This is a genomic window from Cupriavidus sp. 2TAF22 (genome assembly GCF_052115045.1).
Lineage (GTDB): Bacteria > Pseudomonadota > Gammaproteobacteria > Burkholderiales > Burkholderiaceae > Cupriavidus.
In genome coordinates, this window is sequence record NZ_JBFRFX010000008.1 from 167,609 (window position 1) to 188,549 (window position 20,941).

General features: G+C 70.7%; 17 protein-coding genes. 9 read left to right on the plus strand and 8 right to left on the minus strand.

The window, feature by feature from the left end; all coding sequences use genetic code 11:
• Window positions 1-2 precede the first annotated feature (2 nt).
• Entirely contained in the window at window positions 3-911 is a 909-nt protein-coding gene (locus AB4Z48_RS12330) for a DMT family transporter (protein ID WP_441614218.1), read from the minus strand.
• Window positions 912-1,200: 289 nt separating this feature from the next.
• Here AB4Z48_RS12330 and AB4Z48_RS12335 point away from each other — a divergent pair, with 289 nt between their 5' ends.
• From AB4Z48_RS12335 to AB4Z48_RS12345, 3 genes are all read left to right on the plus strand, one after another.
• The gene (locus AB4Z48_RS12335) at window positions 1,201-1,389 is read left to right on the plus strand and encodes a hypothetical protein (RefSeq protein WP_441614219.1); all 189 of its coding nucleotides are present in this window, start codon (window positions 1,201-1,203) and stop codon (window positions 1,387-1,389) included.
• A 58-nt stretch (window positions 1,390-1,447) separates the two neighbouring features.
• Entirely contained in the window at window positions 1,448-1,696 is a 249-nt protein-coding gene (locus AB4Z48_RS12340; RefSeq protein ID WP_441614220.1) for a GlsB/YeaQ/YmgE family stress response membrane protein, read from the plus strand.
• Between the two features lie 666 nt (window positions 1,697-2,362).
• The gene (locus AB4Z48_RS12345) at window positions 2,363-3,709 is read left to right on the plus strand and encodes a sigma 54-interacting transcriptional regulator (RefSeq protein ID WP_441614221.1); all 1,347 of its coding nucleotides are present in this window, start codon (window positions 2,363-2,365) and stop codon (window positions 3,707-3,709) included.
• Here the strand turns inward: AB4Z48_RS12345 and AB4Z48_RS12350 are convergent.
• From AB4Z48_RS12350 to AB4Z48_RS12380, 7 genes are all read right to left on the minus strand, one after another.
• Window positions 3,651-4,454: an amidohydrolase family protein gene (locus tag AB4Z48_RS12350; protein ID WP_441614222.1), complete on the minus strand. Its 804-nt coding sequence runs from the start codon at window positions 4,452-4,454 to the stop codon at window positions 3,651-3,653. The genes AB4Z48_RS12345 and AB4Z48_RS12350 overlap by 59 nt on opposite strands.
• Window positions 4,451-5,338, minus strand: coding sequence for a GIY-YIG nuclease family protein (locus tag AB4Z48_RS12355; protein WP_441614223.1), 888 nt, complete (start codon window positions 5,336-5,338; stop codon window positions 4,451-4,453). Before AB4Z48_RS12355 ends, AB4Z48_RS12350 begins: the two co-directional genes overlap by 4 nt.
• On the minus strand, window positions 5,331-6,467 hold the full coding sequence (locus tag AB4Z48_RS12360; RefSeq protein WP_441614224.1) for an aminotransferase class I/II-fold pyridoxal phosphate-dependent enzyme: 1,137 nt from the start codon (window positions 6,465-6,467) through the stop codon (window positions 5,331-5,333). The genes AB4Z48_RS12355 and AB4Z48_RS12360 overlap by 8 nt, the downstream gene beginning before the upstream one ends.
• Before the next feature lie 18 nt (window positions 6,468-6,485).
• The gene (locus AB4Z48_RS12365) at window positions 6,486-8,570 is read right to left on the minus strand and encodes an 8-amino-7-oxononanoate synthase (protein ID WP_441614225.1); all 2,085 of its coding nucleotides are present in this window, start codon (window positions 8,568-8,570) and stop codon (window positions 6,486-6,488) included.
• A gap of 34 nt (window positions 8,571-8,604) precedes the next feature.
• On the minus strand, window positions 8,605-9,957 hold the full coding sequence (locus AB4Z48_RS12370) for a hypothetical protein (protein WP_441614226.1): 1,353 nt from the start codon (window positions 9,955-9,957) through the stop codon (window positions 8,605-8,607).
• Between the two features lie 16 nt (window positions 9,958-9,973).
• Window positions 9,974-10,963, minus strand: a complete 990-nt coding sequence (locus tag AB4Z48_RS12375; RefSeq protein WP_441614227.1) for a hypothetical protein — start codon at window positions 10,961-10,963, stop codon at window positions 9,974-9,976.
• Window positions 10,964-11,192: 229 nt separating this feature from the next.
• Window positions 11,193-11,918, minus strand: coding sequence for an IclR family transcriptional regulator (locus AB4Z48_RS12380; protein WP_441614228.1), 726 nt, complete (start codon window positions 11,916-11,918; stop codon window positions 11,193-11,195).
• Window positions 11,919-12,098: 180 nt separating this feature from the next.
• On the opposite strand from AB4Z48_RS12380, the gene AB4Z48_RS12385 reads away from it, so the two are divergent.
• From AB4Z48_RS12385 to AB4Z48_RS12410, 6 genes are all read left to right on the plus strand, one after another.
• Window positions 12,099-13,718, plus strand: coding sequence for an acyl-CoA carboxylase subunit beta (locus tag AB4Z48_RS12385; protein WP_441614229.1), 1,620 nt, complete (start codon window positions 12,099-12,101; stop codon window positions 13,716-13,718).
• A gap of 172 nt (window positions 13,719-13,890) precedes the next feature.
• On the plus strand, window positions 13,891-15,051 hold the full coding sequence (locus AB4Z48_RS12390; RefSeq protein WP_441614230.1) for an acyl-CoA dehydrogenase family protein: 1,161 nt from the start codon (window positions 13,891-13,893) through the stop codon (window positions 15,049-15,051).
• Window positions 15,052-15,104: 53 nt separating this feature from the next.
• The gene (locus AB4Z48_RS12395) at window positions 15,105-15,992 is read left to right on the plus strand and encodes an enoyl-CoA hydratase/isomerase family protein (RefSeq protein WP_441614231.1); all 888 of its coding nucleotides are present in this window, start codon (window positions 15,105-15,107) and stop codon (window positions 15,990-15,992) included.
• Between the two features lie 50 nt (window positions 15,993-16,042).
• Window positions 16,043-18,049: an acetyl/propionyl/methylcrotonyl-CoA carboxylase subunit alpha gene (locus AB4Z48_RS12400; RefSeq protein WP_441614232.1), complete on the plus strand. Its 2,007-nt coding sequence runs from the start codon at window positions 16,043-16,045 to the stop codon at window positions 18,047-18,049.
• Complete coding sequence (locus AB4Z48_RS12405; protein ID WP_441614233.1) at window positions 18,046-19,848, plus strand: acyclic terpene utilization AtuA family protein; 1,803 nt, start codon at window positions 18,046-18,048, stop codon at window positions 19,846-19,848. Before AB4Z48_RS12400 ends, AB4Z48_RS12405 begins: the two co-directional genes overlap by 4 nt.
• A gap of 79 nt (window positions 19,849-19,927) precedes the next feature.
• Window positions 19,928-20,929 (plus strand): tripartite tricarboxylate transporter substrate binding protein, encoded by a 1,002-nt coding sequence (locus AB4Z48_RS12410; RefSeq protein ID WP_441614234.1) that lies wholly within the window; start codon window positions 19,928-19,930, stop codon window positions 20,927-20,929.
• Window positions 20,930-20,941: the final 12 nt, after the last annotated feature.

Here is a 20,941-nt window from a genome sequence, read left to right on the forward strand (position 1 = left end):
ACTCAGCGCCGGTTGGCGAGCCAGATGCCGCCGACGATGGCCGCCAGGCCGGCCGCATGGAACCAGCGCGGCCAGTCGCCCAGCAGCGCGCTCGACATCAGCGCGGCAAACACCGGTGTGAGCGTGAAGAAGAACACCGGCAATTGCGCGCCGGCGCGCGCGATGGCGCGGTCCCAGGCAAAGTAGCCGAGCAGCGACGGCACCGTGGCCACGTACAGCAGGATGGCGACCACCTTGCCGTCCAGCTGCAGCGGCGCGTGCGCGGCCATCATCTCCCACGCTGCGAACGGCGCGCTGGCCAGCACGCCCGCCACGATCTGCGCGAACAGCAGCACGGCCAGCGGCAGGTCGGGGCGCCGCTTGCGCAGCAGCCAGGTATAGGCGCTCCACATGATGGTGGCCGCCAGCATGAACAGGTCCCCCGGCACGAAATCGAGCTGCGCCAGCCGCGCGGGATCTCCGCGCAGCAGCACCACGCCCACGCCGGCCAGGCAGAGCAGGGCGCCCGCCACATGCCAGCCGCGCACGCGCTCGTGGAAGAACAGCGCGCCGATGATCAGCAGGAAGATCGGCGCGGAAGCCCCGATCAGGGTGACGTTGATCGGCGACGACGTGGTCAGCGCCAGGTACTGCAAGGCGTTGTAGACCGACACCGACAGCATGCCCATGGCGGCGATCACCCCGGCGTGCTGCCTCAGGGTCGCGGCGTGCTCGCGCAAGCCCCGCCACACGGCGGGCGCCAGCAGCAGCCCGGCCAGCGCCCAGCGGGCAAAGTTCAGCGTGATGGGCGGGATGGCGCCGGCGGCGTAGTGGCCGACGATGGCGTTGCCGGCCCAGCTCAACGGCGGAAATGTCAGCAGGCCAAGCGTGGTCCAGTCGAGGCCGGCCTTGCCGGCGGCGGTAGCGCGCATCAGAGGGTTATGGTCCTGTCGGTGTTGCTGTTTTTCTTGGTTCCGCGTCTGGCGGGCATTATGCCGCAGCGTCGAATGCAATCGTCCCGGAACCCGCGGTCGGAAACGTGCAATCGGGACCATGCCGGTGCGCGAGCGCCTCGCGCGGCTTGCGAGCGATGTCCGGCATGCCCGGCGAGGTCCGGATACGAACTGTTACACGTGGATGCGGGCAGGCTGTCAACACGGCAAAGCGGCGGGCCGTTTTTACAGGCAACGCGCAAGCTGCGCGCCTCACCTGGAGATCGCAATGAAAAAAGTCCTCGCCATCCTGACCCTTGGACTCTTCGCAGCGGGCGCTTACGCCCAGACCCCCGCTCCGGCCGCCGAACCAAGCAAGGAGCCGGCCAAGGTCGAAAAGAGCGCGCACAAGAGCAACAAGACTCACGCCACCAAACATAGCAAGACCGCTTCGCCGGCCAAGCCCGCCGCGCAATAATGCGGTGTTCCGGAATGCGCTCCGCCCGGGGCGCATTCCTTTCCCTGCCTGCTGACCCATGCACCTGATCTGGACCATTCTCATCGGCTTCATTGCCGGCCTCGTGGCGCGCGCCATCACGCCTGGCAGTGGCCCCAGCGGCTTCATCCTCACCGCTGCGCTCGGCATCGCCGGCGCGCTGGCCGCGACCCTTCTCGGCCAGTTCCTGCACTGGTATCGACCGGGCCAGTCGGCCGGTTTCATCGGCGCCGTGGTCGGCGCGGTGATCCTGTTGCTTGGCTATCACCTGGTCGCCGGCAAGCGCTGAGGCCGTGGCGCGGGCGCCTGCATTCCGCCGCGGCGCCGGGCGCGCGAAGCGCCTCGACATGGTGCGTGATGCGCGCCGCGGCGCGCCCCGGCATTTGCGCCGGCCTATGCCGGCACGCGGCGCCGATGCGTCGCGCGGGGCCTGCGATCGCGTGCCATCAACGGCCAATGGCGAATGGCGCCTCGCGGTCACATCACCGTGGCAAGAATTGCCAGAAGCGCGATGACAGGATTAAGTAAATTCAATTTGCCTGGCGCCAAGGCGCCGCCTAGTATGGGGAAAAACTAAAAACCGGCGGGTCGTTGGGGAGGCGCAGATGCAGCAGTCTCGAACGCCCGTGGCCTTCCGGCCGCCGCCCGCGCGGTATCGAACCGCGCCGCCTGGCAGGATCCAGCACTGTCGCTGGCCGCACCGTCGGCATGCGGGGGCGACTACCGGCCCGCGCCAGGACGTGAGGCCGCGTGCCTCGCGCAGCGTCGGCGTGCGGTCTTCTGCCGCCACGCCATCGGCGGGCGATTCCGATACCCCCTCATCATCCCGAAGCCGGCGCTCTGCCGATACCAGTCACGACTTGCCGCGTTCTTGCCGGGCCGCCGCAGGCCCGGCCGCGCGCTTTGCCCGGTTGCCCTGAGTCCGGACCGGTAACCCATCTTCGCGGGCCATGGGATGCGTGTCGTTCTCTACCAGGAAGACCCCCGGCAGGCCGCGCAGTTGCTGCGCGCACACGGCCTGCCCGACCATCTTGACGTGTCGGGCGCGGGCGAGGGCATGCTGGTGGTCGTCGCGCGCGCCCGCGGCGACCGCGTGGCGGCCGCCGCGCAGCAATGGCTGCGCGGCTTTCCGCTGCCCGATGCCTTTATCGCCGGCTGCACGGCGAGCACGCGCTGCGATTGCCAGGCGCAGGGGTGGTGGCCCGCGGCGGTCTGCGACCTGGTTGCGGCCGAGGACGACGATGCATTGCTGACCGAACTCGCGTTGCGCCTGGCGCGCCTCGCGGAGATGGAGACCATCCTGTCCTCGGACTGGCTGCAAAAGCGCGCCGTGGGCAAGTCGCCGGTGTGGCGCGGCACGCTGCGCGCGGTGGCGGAGGTGGGGCGCTTCGGGCGCGGCGCCTGCCTGCTGCTGGGCCATAGCGGCTGCGGCAAGGAGTTGCTGGCGCGCCTGATCCATGACCTGGATCCCGTGCGCCGCCGGGGACCGTTCATGGTGGTCGACTGCACCACGCTCAGCCCGGAGCTGTCGGGCAGCGAACTGTTCGGCCATGCGAAGGGCGCCTTCACGCATGCGGTGGCCGCGCGCGACGGCGCGGTGGCGCTGGCCGACGGCGGCACGCTCTTCCTCGACGAGATCGGCGAGCTCGAGCCGTCGTTGCAGGCGCGGCTCCTGCGGGTGATCCAGGAGCATATGTACAAGCGGGTGGGCGAGGACAACTGGCGCCGTTCGGATTTCCGCCTCACCTGCGCGACCAATCGCGATCTCGAGGCCGAGGTGCTGGCCGGCCGTTTTCGCGGCGATCTCTACTTCCGCATCACGCAATGGACCGTGCGCGCGCCGGGCCTGGCCGAGCGGCGCGAGGACATTCCTTTGCTGGTCCGGCATTTCCTGGCCGAAGCGGATGCCGGGGTGCCGGAGGTGATGCCCGAGGTCATGCACCAGCTGATGCGGCGCGAGTACCAGGGCAATGTGCGCGAGTTGCGCAATGTGGTGCTGCGCATGGCCGACCGTCAGCACGGCTTCGGCGTGCTGAGCACCGGCTCGCTCGACCGCCAGGCGACGGACGGTGGCGCGCCCGACGCGCCGGACGACTGGACGCAGACGCTTGCCCGGGCCGTGGAAGGCGCGCTCGACGCCGGGCTCGGGCTCAAGAGCATCGGCCAGATCGCCGAGGCCATCGCGGTGCAGGTGGCCGAGCGCCGCGCGGGCTCCACGGGGCGCGCGGCGGAGATGCTGCGCGTCACTCCGCGCGCATTGCAGTTGCGGCGGCAACTGCGGCCGGTGGAGGGCGGCCAATGAGCCGGGCGGCCGGCAACGGCGCGCGGCGCAGCAGCCGCAGCGCGTTGCCGCCGGCCATGCGCGCGAAGGCCGCGGCCGACGGCCGCAGCGCACGGATCTTGGCGAGTTCCAGGCCGGGGTGCAGCCAGGGCCCGTCCGAGCCGAACAACAGCTTGCCGGGCCCCGCGCGTGCGAGCGCCTCCTCCAGCAGGTCGAAGCGGCGCACGCCCGCCGTGTCGGCGAACAGGTTCGGGTAGCGCGCGATCAGGTCGATCACCTGGCGTTGCGCGGCCCAGTCGTCGGCGAAGCTGCCCAGGTGCGCGAACACGAAGGGCACATCCGGATGCGTCTGCGCCAGCAGGCTCAGCGCGCCGGTCTCGCCGCCGGGGTCGTAGAGCACGGGAAGCCGCCAGCGCCGCGCCGCGTCGCAGACCTGCCGGTGGATGCGCGCATCGTGGCGATGGACCTTGATGCCGCGCAGGCCCAGGCGCAGCACCGCCTCCTCGATCATGCGGTGGACCCGTTCGCGGTCGCGCTCGGCGTGCACCATGGCAAAACCGGTCCAGCGGCGCGGGTCGGCGCGCACGAGCGCGGCCACGTCGCGGTTGCCCTGCGCGTAGTCCGACTGGAACACGGGCAGCAATACCGAGTGCGCGATGCCGGCCTCGCTTGCGCGGCGGGCATAGGCGGCCAGCGGGGCGGTGGTGTCCCACGGCCCGGTCATGCCATCGCCCTGGCCGGCGTGGACGTGGAAGTCGATGATCATGGCGCCAGCTCGAACGCGGAGTCCGCCGGATGGGACATGTGATTGCCCGGCGGCGCGAGCKCCGACATGGCCACCGGCAGCACGCAGCGGATATCGACGCCGCCGGCGCCGACCGAGACCGAGCCCGTGCGCTGCGTATTGACCAGCATGGAGCGCCTGCCGGTGGTCCTGGGCGCCCAGTAGGAGAGCAGGCGGGTCAGCGCATGTTCGACGGCGTCCAGGTCCGCCGGCGGGACCTCGGCGGCCCACACGGCAAGGCCTGTGTCGCGATGCAGCCGTTCGTGCAGGCGATGGTCCAGCATGCGACCGCGCAGGTCGCGGGACTTGCCGACATAGACCGGCACGCCGTTGCGCTCCAGGAGATAGACACCGCTGCGCGGCAATGCCTGCTGGGCGCTGACCGCCGCGTTGATCAGGCTTGGCCACCGGCGCCACGCCAGCGTGCGGTTGACCGAGCGCTTGGGCATTTTGTACTCGGCCTCATCCGCGTAGCCCTTCGGCAGATAGCGCTCGGACAGATGCCCCGACAGATCCGCCGACAGATCCGCCGGCAGACGCGCGGACAGTCGCGCCGGCAGATCTTCCGGGAGATCTCCCGACAGCGCTGGCACAAGGCTCAGGCCAACCAGCGACAGCACGCCTTGCTGCAGCCGCGCGAGCAGGCAGGCGCGGCAGCACGCCCCGGCGCTTTCGAAGCGCGCCGTGCCGAGCCGCGGCTGCGTGCTGACGCGGCGCGCGCGCGCCACGATCTGCCGCAGGTCGTTGACGAGCATCTGCGGCGGCGTGCCGGCGGGGTAGCGGCGCGTGTCGGCAAGCAGCCGCAGCAGCCTGCGCATGCGCCATGGCGCGAGATCCAGCATCTCCCCATCTGCGGTCTTAAACATGCTGTTGCTCCTCAAGGCAAGGTGCGTGGGGCACGGCGCGGCAGGGCGGCAGTTGCCGGACCAGCGTGGCCATCGTGGCCAGCAGCGCGTCGATCTCGTCAATCCCGTGGCTGGCGCGCACGATCACGGCCAGTACGTAGCGGCCCTCGGGCCGGCGCAGCAAGGCGGTGCGGAATCCGCCCGCGCGCAGCTCGGCGTGGAGCGCGAGCGTGCGCTCCGGTGCGCCGAGCCAGATCTGCTGCATCGGATGCGTGGGCAGCGTGGCCTGCAGGTCCGGCAAGGCCGCCCGCGCGAGCCAGTGCAGCCCGGCGCGCAGGTGGTGCACGCGCTGCAGCAGGCGCAGCCGCAGCGCGTCGCCCTCGCGCCGGTTGGTGGCCAGCGCATCGAGCCCGGCCAGCAGCGCCGCCTCGCTCGCGGCGCTGCAGTGCGACTGGGTCGGGCCGTCGCGCGCGATCTCCGCGATCAGCGCGGCGGGGCCGCACAGGCTGGCCAGCGGCGCACCGAAGGCCTTGGCCCATGACGCCAGCAGCAGCACGGGCTGCGCCGCGCCGAGCCCTGCGTAGCGCAGGATGCCGCCGCCGCCGTGTCCCCACGGATGGCGCGCAGAAGGCTGCCGGCCCAGCAGGCCGAGCACCTGGCTGTGATCGACCACCAGCACGCCGCCGCACGCGGCCACCGGTGCGAGATACCGGGCGAGCGGCACCACCGCGCCCTCGCGGCGCGTGGCATCGGTGATGACCGCCGGCGCGCGCGCAGGGTGGCGCTGGCGCATGCGGCGCAAGCGGGCAAGCATGCCGGCCAGGTCGGCATGCGCGAACCACGACACCGGCGTGCCGAGGCCGGCCACGCGCTCCAGGCCCCAGCGCATGACCGGGTAGAGCGCGTCGTCGGCGATCAGCACATGGGTGCGGGCCAGCCGGTCGAACACGTCGATCGCCAGGTGCAGCGTGGATGGCGCCACCAGGCCCGCCTCGCTGCCCTGCAGCGCCGCGGCCTGCAGCGCCAGCCGCCCGGCTTGCGGCGACGCGCCCAGCGCGGCCGGCATGCCGGTGGTCAGCGCCGCAAAGCCGCCGATCCGCGAGGCGGGGTGCGCCAGGCCCAGGTAGAGCGCGGAAGCAAAGTCGACCATGGCGCCGCATCCTGTCGCTCAGGCCACCTTGATGCCCTTTTGCTCGCGCAGGCGGCGCAGCAGGTGCATGCCCGGCACCTGCACGTCGACCGGCTCTGCGCCGACGTCGATGCCGGTCACCGCGCGATAGGAGTGGATGTAGGTCTGGATCTCGGGCCGGAAGAATGCCGCCCAGTTCGCCGCGTTGGACGGGTCGTTGACCGAGTTCCAGTCGCTCCAGCGGATCGACGACACGATCTGCTCGCCGGTGGTGGCCAGCTGCCAGAACTGGTAGGTATTGGTGTCGCCCCAGCCCTGCAGCTTGCGCATGCTCTCCACCGAATGCATCCACGGCTCCGGGTACGCGATCATCGAGCGGCGCGGCAGGAACTCGCGGAACTCGGTGCGCGCCAGCATCCACTGCTGCATCATCATCTCCACGCGCGCCGTGGTGGGCAGGTCGCGGAACTGGTTGTGCGCGCCTTCGGACAGGATCAGGTGGACCTCGCGCAAGGCATTGAGCAGCGGGAAGCCGTCGGGCACCACCGTGGTGTCGTCGGCCTGGCGGAAGAACGGCACGCACAGGTTGAGCAGCGTATGGAAGGCGGCGAGGAACTTGCTGCGCGTGTCGGCCGGCTGCATCTGCGGCACGGCCTTGCCGATCAGGCGGAAGCCGTACTCGTGCATGTACTCGGCCGCGCGGCGCTCGATCGGCAGGCGGTGCTGCTCGTCCTGGACCCAGCCCCAGATCATGTTGTTGAGCGGGCGCAGCGGATCGAGCTCGAGCTGGGCCAGCGGGTCGTGCTGGCCGACCGAGATGTTCTGGAAGCGCCGCGAGATCGCGTTCATGGTCTGCACCAGTTGCAGCTCCTCCATCCAGTAGCTCCAGATCAGCTCGATCAGCGGGGGCTGGGCCAGCTTGGCGGAGATATTGCGGTTCCAGTGGCGCAGCCACAGGCAATTGTTGCCGCACGCGCCGTTGGGGTCGGGCACGTCGTCGCCTACCTTGCCGGCCTCGTCCTCGAGCATGCCCTGGATCACGCCGGCCGCGTCGGTGCCCTGCATGGCGATCGCCACCCGTTGCAGGTAGGGCAGCGATGGCGGCACGCTGGCGTCGCCGAAATACTTGGCGACCAGGCCCTCCACCGCGAGCTGGTTGAGGCGCAGGCCGAGCCGGTCGTTGGCCAGCGCGATGGCGGCCGAGTCCGCGCTCAGCAGCTCGCTCAGGAGGGCCGCGTCGAGCGGCTTGGGCACGACCGCGCCCCATGTCACGATAAACGCTTCGGTGGCGACCTTGAGGGCGCGGTAGGCGTCGGTATCGGTAAACGGCAGGAAGCGGCGGCGGCTGAGCTGGGCGGCCGCGGCATACATCGGCGCGGCGGTGCCGGCCATGCCGTCGGTGAAATCGCCCGGGAAGAACAGGCGGTCCATCTGGTTGATGTAGTTGTCCCAGCTCAGCATGTCGGCATTGAGCTTGATCAGCAGCCACAGCGCGACGTCGCCGGTCAGCGTCCGGGTGGTCCGCTGCAGGGTGACCGGGGTGGGGTGGCCGTAGCTGTCGCGCGCGAGCGGGCCGGAACGCTCGGTGATGAGGTCGGGCAGGGGGTGGAAGCCGGTGACCTGGCCCCCCGTGCCCGTGCCTGTGCCCGTGCCAGGGTTCGCCGGGACCCCCGGGTTGGCATTGGGATCGGCGCGGGACGGAAATACGATCTTGCCGCTGATCTGCGCTTCCTTCTGGAGCATGAGACAGCTGACGATCTCCAGGATCATGACGTCCCGCGAGTCATCCGGCAGTGCCAGCAACTGGGTGAATATCTTGCGTACTTCGGAGACCGCCTTCTTCATGGCTTTCTCATCGCCGACCCGGCCCGAGATTTCCTTCGGCTGGATCGTCAGGATGGCCTCAGGCGCCTCCCGCGAGGCAAATTGCAGCCCTTCCTTGGGGATGTCCGCATACTTGTCTCCGCTCTTGATCCTCGCCGCGCATTGCACCGCATGCATCCATCCGCCCTCCTCGATAAGCGAGGCCGGATTGCGCGCCACGAAGAACTGGCCGTCTTCCACGTACCCGCCGCCCAGGTCCAGCGGAGCGCTGAAAGTCATCTTCTCGATCGTCGTCATCATCCTTCTCCATCAGACTTCACAGACTGCACAGACTTCAGGCGTACATGCCAAAGGGCGCCGCCGCGCCGGCCTGTGGCCGGACCGGCTGCCGCTGGTTCAACACCACACTCAACTGTGGACTCCCCGCGCGCCACGGCAGATAGCCCGCGAGCGCCCAGCGCTGCAGCAGCTCCGAGATCACGAACAGTTCCTGCCTGGCCGGCAGCAGTCCGCTGTAGCGCGCCTGCCCGAGCACGGCGAAGGCCAGCGTGGGGGTGTCCGCGAGGAACTGCTGGGGCCGTGCCTTCACCGTGTGCCAGAGCCGCAGCAGGGTGTGCGGGTGGCGGTCGGGCAGGCGCAGTGCCGCGCCGAGCGTGCGCCCGGCGAGCAGCGGCGGGCGCAGCGACAGCAGCATGGCAAGGAAGGCCGGGATGGCGCGGTCGAGTTCGTCGAACGCGCTGCGCTGGCTCGCGCTCATCTGCCAGCGGGGATACAGCCGTTCCCACAGCTGCGCCAGCGCTGCCCACTGCGGATGCGGATAGAGCGCGTTGCCCATCGCGATGGACAGCTTGACGCGGATCCACGGCGCCGGATGCGGATCGTCCAGGTTGATGCGCAGCACGAACGCGCGCGGCAGGCTCACCACGCTCATCAGCCCGCAGGTGGCGGCGATGCCTACGCGCGACACGGCCCACAGGTCGGCCATGATCTCGCTGATCCAGCGCTCCCACACACGCCAGACGGAGTGCGCCTGCGCATGGCCGAAACGTGCCGCGGAAGCGCGCCGGTAGCCGTTCACCAGGTCGAGCAGCGCAGCCGCCTGGTGGCCTACCTCGTGGAACAGCGACGCCGCCACGCCGGTCCCGACCATGCGCTCGCGCGGCATGCGGATGACCGCCACCGGGTTCGCGCCGCCGCCGGGCAGGCGCGTGCGCGCGCGCCGGATCGCGCCGCCGTGGCCACGCTCGACGTAGCAGATCACGGGCGGCAGCGCCATCGGCACGCCGGGCTGGCGCAAGCCGTCCTGCGCGGCAACGTCGAGCCCCGAGAGCCATACCCCGGTGCCATGCTGGCTGCGCTGGGTGAGCACCTCGGCGAAGATCTCGAAGTGCGTCAGCGCGGCGTGGAAGTACAGCTTCAGCATGGCATAGCGCTGCTGCGCCTGTGCCACGTCGCGCGGCGTGGCGCGGGCGTGCCGCAGGTAAGCGAGAAAACGTGCGATGCGCACGCGCAACTGCTTGCGCGCGGCCTGCATGTGCCGCTCGATGGCGCCCATCGCCTCGTCGCTGACGTTGGCCGCGGGCACCATCGGCATCTGCAGGGCGTAGGGCAGTTGCGCGTCCAGGCGTGCGCGGATGCCGAGCACTTCCTGTTCGAGCAGCCGCAGGGCTTGGACGCAGGCGTTCATCGCAATGCTCCCGGGCTCAGTACGGTTGCCGGCGCGGCGCGAGGTAGAGGATGATGGCGTGGCCGTTGCGCGAGCGCCGCCACGTGCCGCCCTGCGCCACATGGACGTGGGCCGGCCCCGCGCCGCAGGTCGGGCATGCGGGGCCGGGGGTGGGGTAGCCGCCAGGCATGGGCCGCATGGGCGGCGCCGGCGCATAGGCGGCGCCCGCGCCGGCGTAGTCGGGTTGCCCGCCGGCGAAGGCCGGTTGCCCGCCCATGAAGGCCGGCTGCATCGCGCGTGGTGCGGCGGCAGGGGCGCCGAAGATCGGCATGGGCAGTTGCCGCGCACCGGCGATGCCACCCTGGGAGATCGCGCGCATGGCCGGCAGCAGGCCGGGCGCCACCTGGCGTGCCCCGCGCAGGAAGGCGATGCGCGCCGCGCGGGCCGGCGGCACATTGCGCGGCATGCTGCTCAGATGGTGTGCCGCGTGCTGGCCGATGCGCACCAGCCGGCGCGCCACCTCGAACTCGCGGTCTTCATTGCTGAGGCCTTCGAGCTCGAGCCCGAGCGCGCTGCCGGCCATGCCGGCCAGCTTGCCGCCGATCAGTCCGCCGGCGCCGGGCAGCACGAGATTGCCCAGCGCGCTGCCGACGATGGGCAGCGCGGACTTTGCCGCCGAGCGCAGGATGCCGCCGAGCGCCTTGCCCGCCGACGACTTGGCGAAGTTGGTCGCGACGCGGCCCACCGACTTGATCAGCCCGCCGAGGAACTGCTCCATCTCCTGTTCGCTGTTGACCGCGAGCAGTTCCGCGGCAAGCTCCATCTCCTGCATCTCGCCGGAGACTTCGGTCTCGAACTCGTTCTCGAACTCGCTTTCGCCCTGCTCGAATTCAGTCTCGAACTCGTGGCCGAACGCGCCTTCCTGCTCATGGCCGAACTCGCCGGCCGTTTCCCCGGAAAGCTCGTGTTCGAACTCGTTGTAGCCGGTCCCCCAACCGCCCGGCCTGGCGCTCCCGATATCGTGCATTTGCAGCTCCTTTCAGCAGAGGTTGGCGAGCAGCGGCACTCGCGTGACAAGCTGTTCGCATCGAGCGTGCCACCTCGGCGCCAGGAGCCAAGTCTTTGAAAAGAAAGGGGTTTGCGATTCGCGGCCACGGGCGGGCTGCGAATGTGGCTTCGCCGGGACACCTGCGCAGGGACGCCGGCGCGAAGCGCGCTTCGCCACCTCGCGCGCGGGGCGGCGCGCCGGGTGCGTCTCAGGCGGGCGAGCCGAATGCCTCGCGGATCATCTCGCCGATCTCGCGGCGCCGCGCCACCGGCATGCGCGAGGCCGTGGAGACGATGCTGATCGCGGCCTCGCCGGCCAGCGGCAGCGCGAAGGCGTAGCCCACCCCCGCCACGCCGCCGGCGCCCGCCAGCGCATAGCCGAGCTTGCGGCTGCGCTCCACGCCGCGCTGCAGCTTGAGCAGGCTCAGGCCGCTGGATTCGTACTCGGCGCGGTGGCGCTCGTAGTGCGCGACGATTTCCTCGTCGGCCAGCTTGGCCAGCAGCGCCATGCTGGCGGTACCCTGGCCCAGCAGGCGGGTGCTGCCGGCGAGCAGGTGGAAGTGCTGCACGCGGTGGCTGCCTTCCTCGGCATGCATGCAGTAGCCGTGGTCGCCGATGCGCACGATCAGGAAGACGGTGTCGCCGGTGCGGCGCGCCAGCGCCTTCATGCGCGTGGCGCAGGCGCTGGCCAGCGGCGAGCGGTTCATGGTGCGCAGGCCCAGCGCCATGGCCGCCATGCCGAGGCGAAAGCGCTTGCCCTGTTCGTCCTGGCTGGCAAAGCCGGCGTGCAGCAGGTAGCGCAGCATGCGGTGGGCCGTGGTGCGGTCGATGCCGGTCTGCGCCACCAGCTGCGCCAGCGTGAGGCCGGTTTCATGCTGCTCGGCCAGCAGGCACAACAGGGTAAACGCGCGGTCCAGGCTCTGTACGCCGGGCATGGGCGCGGGCTGCGGAGCGGCCACGGGGGACGGCGCGGGGTGACGGGCGGCAGGGGTCGGCATCGGGGGCGTGTCTCAAAGACGGATTTGTGCACATTATGCACAAACGGAGGGATTGCGCTTGTCTCGCACCGGCGCCTGGTTTGCAATCGATACATTCCTAGTCCCTTGCCGAGCGCCATGCTTCCCATCGAGTCCCGGATCGATCCCGCCAGTCCCGCCTTCGCCAGCCAGCGCAGCGGCATGCAAGCCCTGATCGAGCGCCTGCGCACGCTGGAGCAGCGCGCCGCCGCCGCTTCCGAGCGCGCCCGCCCGTCCTTTGCCAGGCGCGGCGCGTTGCTGCCGCGCGAGCGGCTGGCCCGCCTGCTGGACCCGGCCAGCGCCTTCCTGCCGATCGCCAACCTGGCCGGCTACGGCATGGACGATCCCGATCCCGACACCTCCATCCCCGGCGGCTCGCTGGTGGCCGGCATCGGTTTCGTGTGCGGGGTGCGCGCCATGGTGGTGGCGACCGATTCCGGCATCGATGCCGGCGCCATGACCGAAGGCGGCAACCTCAAGCTGATGCGCTGCCAGGAGATCGCGCTGGAGAACCGCCTGCCGTTCATCCACCTGGTGGAATCGGCCGGCGCCAACCTGCGCAAGTACCGCGTCGACAAGTTCGTGCGCGGCGGCGGCATCTTCTACAACCTGGCGCGGCTGTCCGCCGCCGGCCTGCCTGTGATCACCGTGGTGCACGGCTCGTCCACCGCCGGCGGCGCCTACATGCCGGGCCTGTCCGACTACGTGGTGATGGTGCGCGGCCGTGCCCGCGCCTTCCTGGCCGGCCCGCCGCTGCTCAAGGCCGCCACCGGCGAGATCGCCACCGACGAGGAACTGGGCGGCGCCGACCTGCACGCCACCGTCAGCGGCCTGGCAGAGTACCTGGCCGAGGACGACGAGCACGCCATCGCGCTGGCACGCGACATCGTGTCCAGCCTGGACTGGCCCGCCGTGGCGCCCGCGCTGCCGCAGCCGGTGCAGCCGCCGCGCCTGGATGCGCGCGAGCTGGACGCGGTCATGACGCTGGACGTGAAGAAGCCGGTGGACATGCTGGAGATCATCGGCCGCATCACCGACGATTCCGCCTGGCTGGCGTTCAAGCCCGACTACGGCCTGTCCACGGTGTGCGGGCGCGGCCGCATCGACGGCCACGCGGTGGGCTTCATCAGCAACAACGGCCCGATCGACCCCGCCGGCGCGACCAAGGCGGCGCAGTTCATCCAGCTGTGCAACCAGAGCGGCACGCCCATCGTGTTCCTGCAGAACACCACCGGCTTTATCGTCGGCCGCGCCTCGGAAGAAGCGGGCATGATCAAGCACGGCGCCAAGATGATCCAGGCGCTGTCCAATTCCACCGTGCCGCAGGTCACCATCTACTGCGGCGCGTCGTTCGGCGCCGGCAACTTCGGCATGTGCGGCCGCGGCTTCCGCCCGCGCTTCTGCTTCTCGTGGCCCAATGCGCGCACCGCGGTGATGGGCGGCGAGCAGGCCGCCATGACGCTGGAGATCGTCGCCCGCCAGCAGGCCGAGCGCAAGGGCGTGGCGGTGGACGAGGCCAGGCTCGCCCAGCAGACCGGCGAGATCGTGGCGAACTTCGAGCGCCAGGCCAGCGCCTTCATCACCAGCGGGCTGCTGCTCGACGATGGCGTGATCGATCCGCGCGACACGCGCGCGGTGCTGGCCTTCGTGCTGGCCACGGCGCGCGAGGCGGCGGCGCGCGCGCCGCGTGCCATGCAGTTCGGCGTGGCGCGTTTCTGAGGGCCGGCGCGTACCCATGGTTTGCTCCCGACTGCCGATTGGGGGGCGGGCGTGACGACTGACAACCAGCGGGCACGCCGGACGGTTTGGCGCACCTGCGCAGATTGAATTGACCCCGGTGCGGACGCGTCAAGCGTTTGCGCCGGCAAAGAACAAGCAAGGAGACAAGGACATGCTCTACACCGAAGACCATCGCAACATCATGGACAGCATCCGCCGCTTCGTGGCGGCGGAGATCAACCCCTTCGTGGACGAATGGGAGGCCGCGGAGATCTTCCCAGCGCATGCCTTGTTCAAGAAGATGGGCGAACTCGGCTTTCTCGGCATCACCAAGCCGGTGGAGTACGGCGGCCTTGGCCTCGATTTCTCGTATGCGGTGGCGGCGGCCGAGGCCTTCGGCTACGTCAACGCGCAGGGCGTGGGCATGGCGGTGGGCGTGCAGACCGACATGGCCACGCCGGCCCTGACGGCATTCGGTTCGGACGCGCTCAAGCGCGAGTTCCTGGCGCCGGCCATCGCCGGCGAGATGGTGGCGGCGATCGGCGTGTCCGAGGCGGGCGCCGGCTCGGACGTGGCTTCGCTCAAGACGCGCGCGCGCCGCGATGGCGATGACTATGTCATCAGCGGCTCCAAGATGTGGATCACCAACGGCACGCAGGCCGACTGGATCTGCCTGCTGTGCAATACCTCCGACGGCCCGGTGCACAAGAACAAGTCGCTGATCGTGGTGCCGCTCAAGCAGGGCGGCAAGCGCACGCCGGGCGTGGAAGTGCAGAAGATCAAGAAGTTCGGCATGTGGTGCTCCGACACCGCGCAGATCTTCTTCGACGAAGTGCGCGTGCCGGTGCGCAACCGCATCGGCGAGGAAGGCATGGGCTTCATCTACCAGATGAAGCAGTTCCAGGAAGAACGCCTGAACGGCGCCGCGCGCCGCCTGGCCTGCACCGCGCTGATCGAGGAGACCGCCGACTACCTGCGCCAGCGCATCGCCTTCGGCAAGCCGCTGCTGGACAACCAGTTCATCCAGTTCAAGCTGGCCGAACTGAAGACCGAGATGGAAGCGCTGCGCGCCCTGGTCTACATGGCCACGCGCACCTATATCGACGGCGGCGACGTGGTCGAGCTGGCGTCCATGGCCAAGCTCAAGGCCGGCCGCCTGTCGCGCGAGGTGGCGGACTGGTGCATGCAGTTCCAGGGCGGCATGGGCTACACCTGGGACAACCATGCATCGCGCGCCTATCGCGACTTCCGCCTGGGCTCCATCGGCGGCGGCGCCGACGAGGTGATGCTCACCGTGATCGCCAAGCAGATGGGCATCATGTCCAAGGGCTGAGCGCCGCGCCGTTGCCTGCCGTGCCACCAATCCAGACGCTGACCGACCCTGCCATGAACCAAGCCATCCAGTCCGAAGCCGCCCAGTCCAGCCACGCCGCGCCAGCCGTGATCGTGCGCGAAGTCCAGGGCGTGCTGTTCGTCACCCTCAACGTGCCGTCCACGCGCAACGCCCTCGCGCCCGAGGTGGTGGCCGCGCTGGAGGCCGCGCTGGCGCGCGCCGAAGCCGATGCCCGATCCGGTATCGCGGTGCGCGCCCTGGTGCTGCGCGGCGCGGGCGGTTTCTTCTGCGCGGGCGGCAACGTGGGCAATTTCCGCGCGCGCCTCGATGCGGACCATGGCACCGATGATCCGGTGGCCAGCCGCAACCGCGAGTTTGGCTATTTCATGCAGCGCCTGGCCGCGCTGCCGGTGCCGGTGGTGGCGGCGGTGGAAGGCGCGGCCATGGGTGGCGGCATGGGCCTGGCCTGCGCCGCCGATATCGTGCTGGCCACGCGCGACGCGCGCTTTGCCTTGTCCGAGACATCGCTGGGCATCATTGCCGCGCAGATCGCGCCCTTCGTGGTGGCGCGGGTCGGCGCGGCGGCCACGCGGCGCCTTGGCTTGTCGGGCGAACGCGTGAGCGGCGACGCGGCGGTGGCGCTGGGCCTCGTCGACGGGCTTGCCGAAGACGGCGCGGGGCTCGACGCGCTGCTGGCCGAGTGGCTCACGCGCATCTGCCGCTGCGGCCCGCAGGCCAACCGCGCCTTCAAGCCGCTGGTGGCGCGCACCGCGCAACTGCCGCAGGGCGAGCTGCTCGACGAGGCCTCCAAGCTGTTCGCGCAATGCATGCGCAGCGAAGGCGCGGAGGGCATCCAGGCCTTCCGCGAGAAGCGCGACGCCGCCTGGGTGGTGCGCTTCGATGCCGCCGCCGTGCGCGCTGCCCAGGCCACGCAGGGCTGAGCGCGCCCGCCCATCCATCCATACCGATTTTCCGCATTCCAGACCGCACCATGCCCGCTACCAGCCGACCCTTCCATACCCTGCTCGTCGCCAACCGCGGCGAGATCGCCATGCGCATCATGCGCACGGCGCGCCGCCTGGGCTTCGCCACCGTGGCGGTGTACTCCGAGGCCGACCGCCACAGCCCGCACGTCGCGTTCGCCGACCGCGCCGTGCGTATCGGCGACGCCGCGCCGCGCGCGTCGTACCTGAACATCGCGGCCATCGTCGAGGCCGCGCGCAGCAGCGGCGCGGACGCGGTGCACCCCGGCTATGGCTTCCTGGCCGAGAACGCCGAATTCGCCGAAGCGGTGGCGCAGGCCGGCCTGGTCTTCGTCGGCCCCCCGGCCACGGCCATCCGCGCCATGGGCAACAAGGCCGAGGCCAAGCGCCTGATGCTGGCCGCCGACATGCCCTGCATCCCCGGCTACCAGGGCGAGGCGCAGGACGACGCCGCGCTGCTGCACGCCGCGGCGCAGATCGGCTTCCCGCTGATGGTGAAGGCCGCGGCCGGCGGCGGCGGGCGCGGCATGCGCCTGGTGCACGAGGCGCAGGCCTTGCCGGGCGCGCTGGCCMGCGCGCGTTCCGAAGCCGGCACCGCCTTTGGTTCCGACGAGCTGATCCTGGAGCGCGCGGTGATCGCGCCGCGCCACGTGGAGATCCAGGTCTTTGCCGATACGCAGGGCAAGGTGATCCACCTCGGCGAGCGTGACTGCTCGGTGCAGCGCCGCCACCAGAAGGTGGTGGAAGAGGCGCCGTCGCCGGCGGTGTCGCCGGCGCTGCGCGCGCGCATGGGCGAGGCCGCGGTGCGCGCCGCCCAGGCCATCGGCTACGTGGGCGCGGGCACCATGGAGTTCCTGCTCGACGGCGACGGCAATTTCTATTTCATGGAGATGAACACGCGCCTGCAGGTCGAGCATGCCGTGACCGAGGCCATCACCGGTTTCGACCTGGTCGAGTGGCAGCTGCGCGTGGCGGCCGGCGAGCCGCTGCCGGTGACGCAACAGCAGGTGGCGCTGCAAGGCCATGCGATCGAGGTGCGGCTGACCGCCGAAGACGTGGCCGCCGGCTTCCTGCCGCAGGGCGGTCCGGTGCTGCGCTGGCGCGTGCCGGGCGCCGCGCACGACGTGCGCGTGGATCACGCGCTGCAGGAGGGCGGCGAGATTCCGGTCCACTACGACTCGATGGTGGCCAAGCTGGTGGCGCATGGCGCCACCCGCGAGGAGGCGCGCCGCAAGCTGCTGCGCGCGGTCGAGCAGACCGTGCTGCTGGGCGTGGCCAGCAACCAGGGCTTCCTGGCCGATTGCCTGGCGCACGGGGCCTTTGCCGGCAATGACGTGCATACCGGTTTCGTCGATACGCATATGCAGGCTGCGTTGGGGGCGCCGTCTCCCGGGCTCCCGCAGCTTGCCTGCGCGGCGCTGGCTGCCACGGGCCTGTTGGCCGCCGCGGCGCGCCCGGGCCTGGTGGCGCCCGCCTTCAGCCTCGGCCTGCAGGCCGGCGCGCAATCATGGCGCGTGGATGTGCGTGCCGCCGCCGACGGCTGGCAAGTGACCCTGCGCGAAGGCGACGATGGCGCGCCGCAGAGCGTCGCCACCCGCGTGCTGCGGGCGGACGCCGGCGACGGCAGCGCGCTGGTGGAATGCAATGGCGCGGCCCTGCCGCTGGTCTTCGCCAGCGAGGCCGATACCCTGCATCTGTTCAGCGCCGGGCGCGCCTGGCGCTTTGCCCGGCTGGACCCGCGCCAGAAAAAACGCAAGCCCGGCAGCGCCGAGAGCGCCGGTGAACTGCTGGCGCCGCTGACCGCGCGCATCGTGGCGGTGAAGGCCGCCGCCGGCGAGCCGGTGCGGGCCGGCCAGGTGCTGGTGGTGCTGGAGGCCATGAAGATGGAGCACGCCATCGTCGCGCCGTTCGACGGCGTGCTGACTGAGCTTCATGCGCGCGAAGGCGGGCAGGCCCGCGCCGGCGCGTTGCTGGCCCGGGTCGAAGCGCAAGCCGGCGCAGGGGAGAAGGCATGAGCAGGATCTTCGGTACTTCGCGCGCGGTGAGCACCGTGAGGATTGGCGGCGCATCGGGCTTCTGGGGCGATTCGGCCATCGCCACGCCGCAACTGCTGGCCGTGCCCGGCCTGCAATACCTGGTCTACGACTACCTCGCCGAGACCACCATGTCCATCCTGGCGCGCGCCCGCGCCAAGGACCCGGCACTGGGCTATGCCACCGATTTCGTGCAGGCCGCGATGGCGCCGCACCTCGGCCAGATTCTCTCGCGCGGCATCCGCGTGATCGCCAACGCCGGCGGCCTCAACCCGCACGCTTGCCGCGCGGCCTTGCTGGGGGCCGCGGCAAAGCAGGGGCTGGCACTCAAGGTCGCCGTGGTGAGCGGCGATGACGTGCTGGGCAGCTTCGAGGGCTGGCGCGCCCAGGGGCTGACCGATCTCTATACCGGCGCGGCGCCGCCCGCGGAACTGCTGTCGGCCAACGCCTATACCGGCGCGCAGGGCATTGCGCGCGCGCTGGCCATGGGCGCCGACATCGTCATTGCCGGGCGCTGCGTGGACAGCGCGGTGGTGGTCGGCGCGCTGGCGCACGAATTCGGCTGGCAATGGCATGACTGGGACCGCCTGGCCGCCGGCACGCTGGCCGGGCATGTGATCGAATGCGGGGCGCAGGCCACCGGCGGCCTGTTTACCGACTGGCAGCGCGTGCCAGACTGGGACCGCATCGGCTACCCGGTGATCGACTGCGCCGAGGACGGCAGCTTCGTGCTCTCCAAGCCGGAAGGCACCGGCGGTCTGGTCGATCCCGCCGCCGTGGCCGAACAGGTGCTGTATGAAGTGGGCGATCCCGCCAACTACCTGATGCCGGATGTCACCTGCGATTTCCGCATGGTGCGCACGGAGCTGCTGGCGCCGGGGCAGGTGCGCGTGCATGGCGCGCGCGGCCGCGCGCCCGGCGCGCACTACAAGGCCAACGGCACCTGGCAGGACGGCTACCAGCTCAGCCTGATGATGGCCATCCGCGGCATCGACGCGCCCGCCAAGGCTCGCCGCACCGCCGATGCGCTGCTGGCCCGCACGCGCGCCATGCTGGCCGAGAGCGGCTTGCCCGATTACACCGAGACCGTGGTCGAGCTGCTCGGCTGCGAGTCGCAATATGGCCCGCATGCGCGCGCGCTGCCTACGCGCGAAGTGGTGCTGCGCATCGGCGCGCGCCATGCGCAGGCCAGGGCGCTGCGCTTCCTGCAGCGCGAATGCTCGTCGGCCGGCACCTCGATGGCGGCCGGCACCCGTTCGTCGTTCGCGGGGCGCGTGGACATCCAGCCGGTGGTGAAGGTGTTTTCCTTCCTGGTGCGCAAGTCGGAGGTGCCGGTGCGGGTGGAGCTCGACGGCAGCGCAGAGATGCTCGCCTGCGCCGCCGTGGCGGGTGACCTGCCGCCCGCGGCACCGCTGTCGGCCGCGATGGCGCCGGCCATGCCCGCGGGCCCGCGCGCGACCGTGCCGCTGGTCAGGCTGGCCTTCGCGCGCAGCGGCGACAAGGGCGACGACGAAAACATCGGCGTGATCGCCCGCCGGCCGGATTTCCTGCCGTTGCTGCGCGAACAGCTGACGGCCGACGCCGTGCGCGCGTACTTCGCGCACCTGGTCGAGGGCGAGGTCGAGCGCTTCGAGGTGCCGGGCCTGCATGCGCTCAACTTCCTGATGCACCGCGCGCTGGGCGGCGGCGGCGTGGCCAGCCTGCGCTCGGACCCGCTCGGCAAGAGCTATGCGCAGATGCTGCTCGATTTTCCGCTGACGGTGCCGCAGGGCTGGGCGTAGACCCGGGGCTGCCATTGCATAACACCGGCCGCCAGCCACCCGATGTCCAAGGCGCCGGCCCTATCCTGACGGAGGAGACATGAACAAGACGAAGACGAACCGGGGCCGCAGCCAGTGGCTGCAAGCCTGCCTGCTCGCGGCAGCGCTGGCTTGCGGCATTTCCGGCGCGGCGCAGGCCGATGCGCCTTACCCGGCCAAGCCCGTGCGGGTGGTGGTGCCCTACACCCCGGGTGGCGTGTCCGACGCGGTGACGCGGCTGGTCATGCAGAAGCTGGCCGAACGCATCGGCCAGCCGGTGGTGGTGGAAAACCGCCCCGGCGCCAACGGCATGATCGRCTCCGACAATGTCGCCAAGTCCGCGCCGGACGGCTACTCGCTGCTGGTGGTGGTGGCCGCCCACGCCATCAATCCCAGCCTGTATCCCAAGATGACCTACGACCCGGTCAGGGACCTGACCGGCGTGAGCCAGATCGGCCGCATCCCGCTGCTGCTGGTCTCCAGCGCGCAGCTGCCGCCCGGCAGCGTGAAGGAGCTCGTCAGCTGGGGCAAGGCGCATCCCGACAAGATGACCTTCGCCTCCAGCGGCAATGGCTCGGGCGCGCACCTCGCGGGCGAGCTGTTCTCGCAGGCCGTGGGCATGAAGATGACGCACGTGCCCTACAAGGGTGTCTCGCCGGCCTTGCCGGACCTGTTTTCCGGCCAGGTGGCGATGATCTTCGACTCGGTGCAGACCATGATGCCGCAGGTCAAGGCCGGCAAGCTCAAGGCCCTGGCTATCACCAGCCCGACGCGCTGGAGCGCCGCGCCCGACGTGCCGACCATGGCCGAGGCCGGCTATCCGGCGGTGACCGCCAGCAGCTGGATCGGCCTGATCGCGCCGGCGAAGACGCCGAAGGACGTGCTGGCGAAACTGTCCGGCGACATGGATGCCGTGCTGCACCAGCCCGACGTGAAGGCGCGCCTGATCGAATACGGCATCGACCCGGTGGGAGGAACCCCCGAGCAGTTCCAGGGATTCATCAGGGAAGAGTCGGTCCGGTGGGGCGCGGTGGTGAAGAAGGGAGGGATCAAGGTGGAGTGAAGGGGGATTCGC

Coding starts and splice junctions, on each gene's coding strand:
- AB4Z48_RS12395 (WP_441614231.1), top strand. CDS start 15,105: ATGAACCAAGCCATCCAGTCCGAAGCCGCCCAGTCCAGCCACGCCGCG.
- AB4Z48_RS12365 (WP_441614225.1), bottom strand. CDS start 8,570: ATGATGACGACGATCGAGAAGATGACTTTCAGCGCTCCGCTGGACCTG.
- AB4Z48_RS12345 (WP_441614221.1), top strand. CDS start 2,363: ATGCGTGTCGTTCTCTACCAGGAAGACCCCCGGCAGGCCGCGCAGTTG.
- AB4Z48_RS12330 (WP_441614218.1), bottom strand. CDS start 911: ATGCGCGCTACCGCCGCCGGCAAGGCCGGCCTCGACTGGACCACGCTT.
- AB4Z48_RS12335 (WP_441614219.1), top strand. CDS start 1,201: ATGAAAAAAGTCCTCGCCATCCTGACCCTTGGACTCTTCGCAGCGGGC.
- AB4Z48_RS12360 (WP_441614224.1), bottom strand. CDS start 6,467: ATGGTCGACTTTGCTTCCGCGCTCTACCTGGGCCTGGCGCACCCCGCC.
- AB4Z48_RS12385 (WP_441614229.1), top strand. CDS start 12,099: ATGCTTCCCATCGAGTCCCGGATCGATCCCGCCAGTCCCGCCTTCGCC.
- AB4Z48_RS12370 (WP_441614226.1), bottom strand. CDS start 9,957: ATGAACGCCTGCGTCCAAGCCCTGCGGCTGCTCGAACAGGAAGTGCTC.
- AB4Z48_RS12350 (WP_441614222.1), bottom strand. CDS start 4,454: ATGATCATCGACTTCCACGTCCACGCCGGCCAGGGCGATGGCATGACC.
- AB4Z48_RS12390 (WP_441614230.1), top strand. CDS start 13,891: ATGCTCTACACCGAAGACCATCGCAACATCATGGACAGCATCCGCCGC.
- AB4Z48_RS12380 (WP_441614228.1), bottom strand. CDS start 11,918: ATGCCCGGCGTACAGAGCCTGGACCGCGCGTTTACCCTGTTGTGCCTG.
- AB4Z48_RS12340 (WP_441614220.1), top strand. CDS start 1,448: ATGCACCTGATCTGGACCATTCTCATCGGCTTCATTGCCGGCCTCGTG.
- AB4Z48_RS12405 (WP_441614233.1), top strand. CDS start 18,046: ATGAGCAGGATCTTCGGTACTTCGCGCGCGGTGAGCACCGTGAGGATT.
- AB4Z48_RS12375 (WP_441614227.1), bottom strand. CDS start 10,963: ATGCACGATATCGGGAGCGCCAGGCCGGGCGGTTGGGGGACCGGCTAC.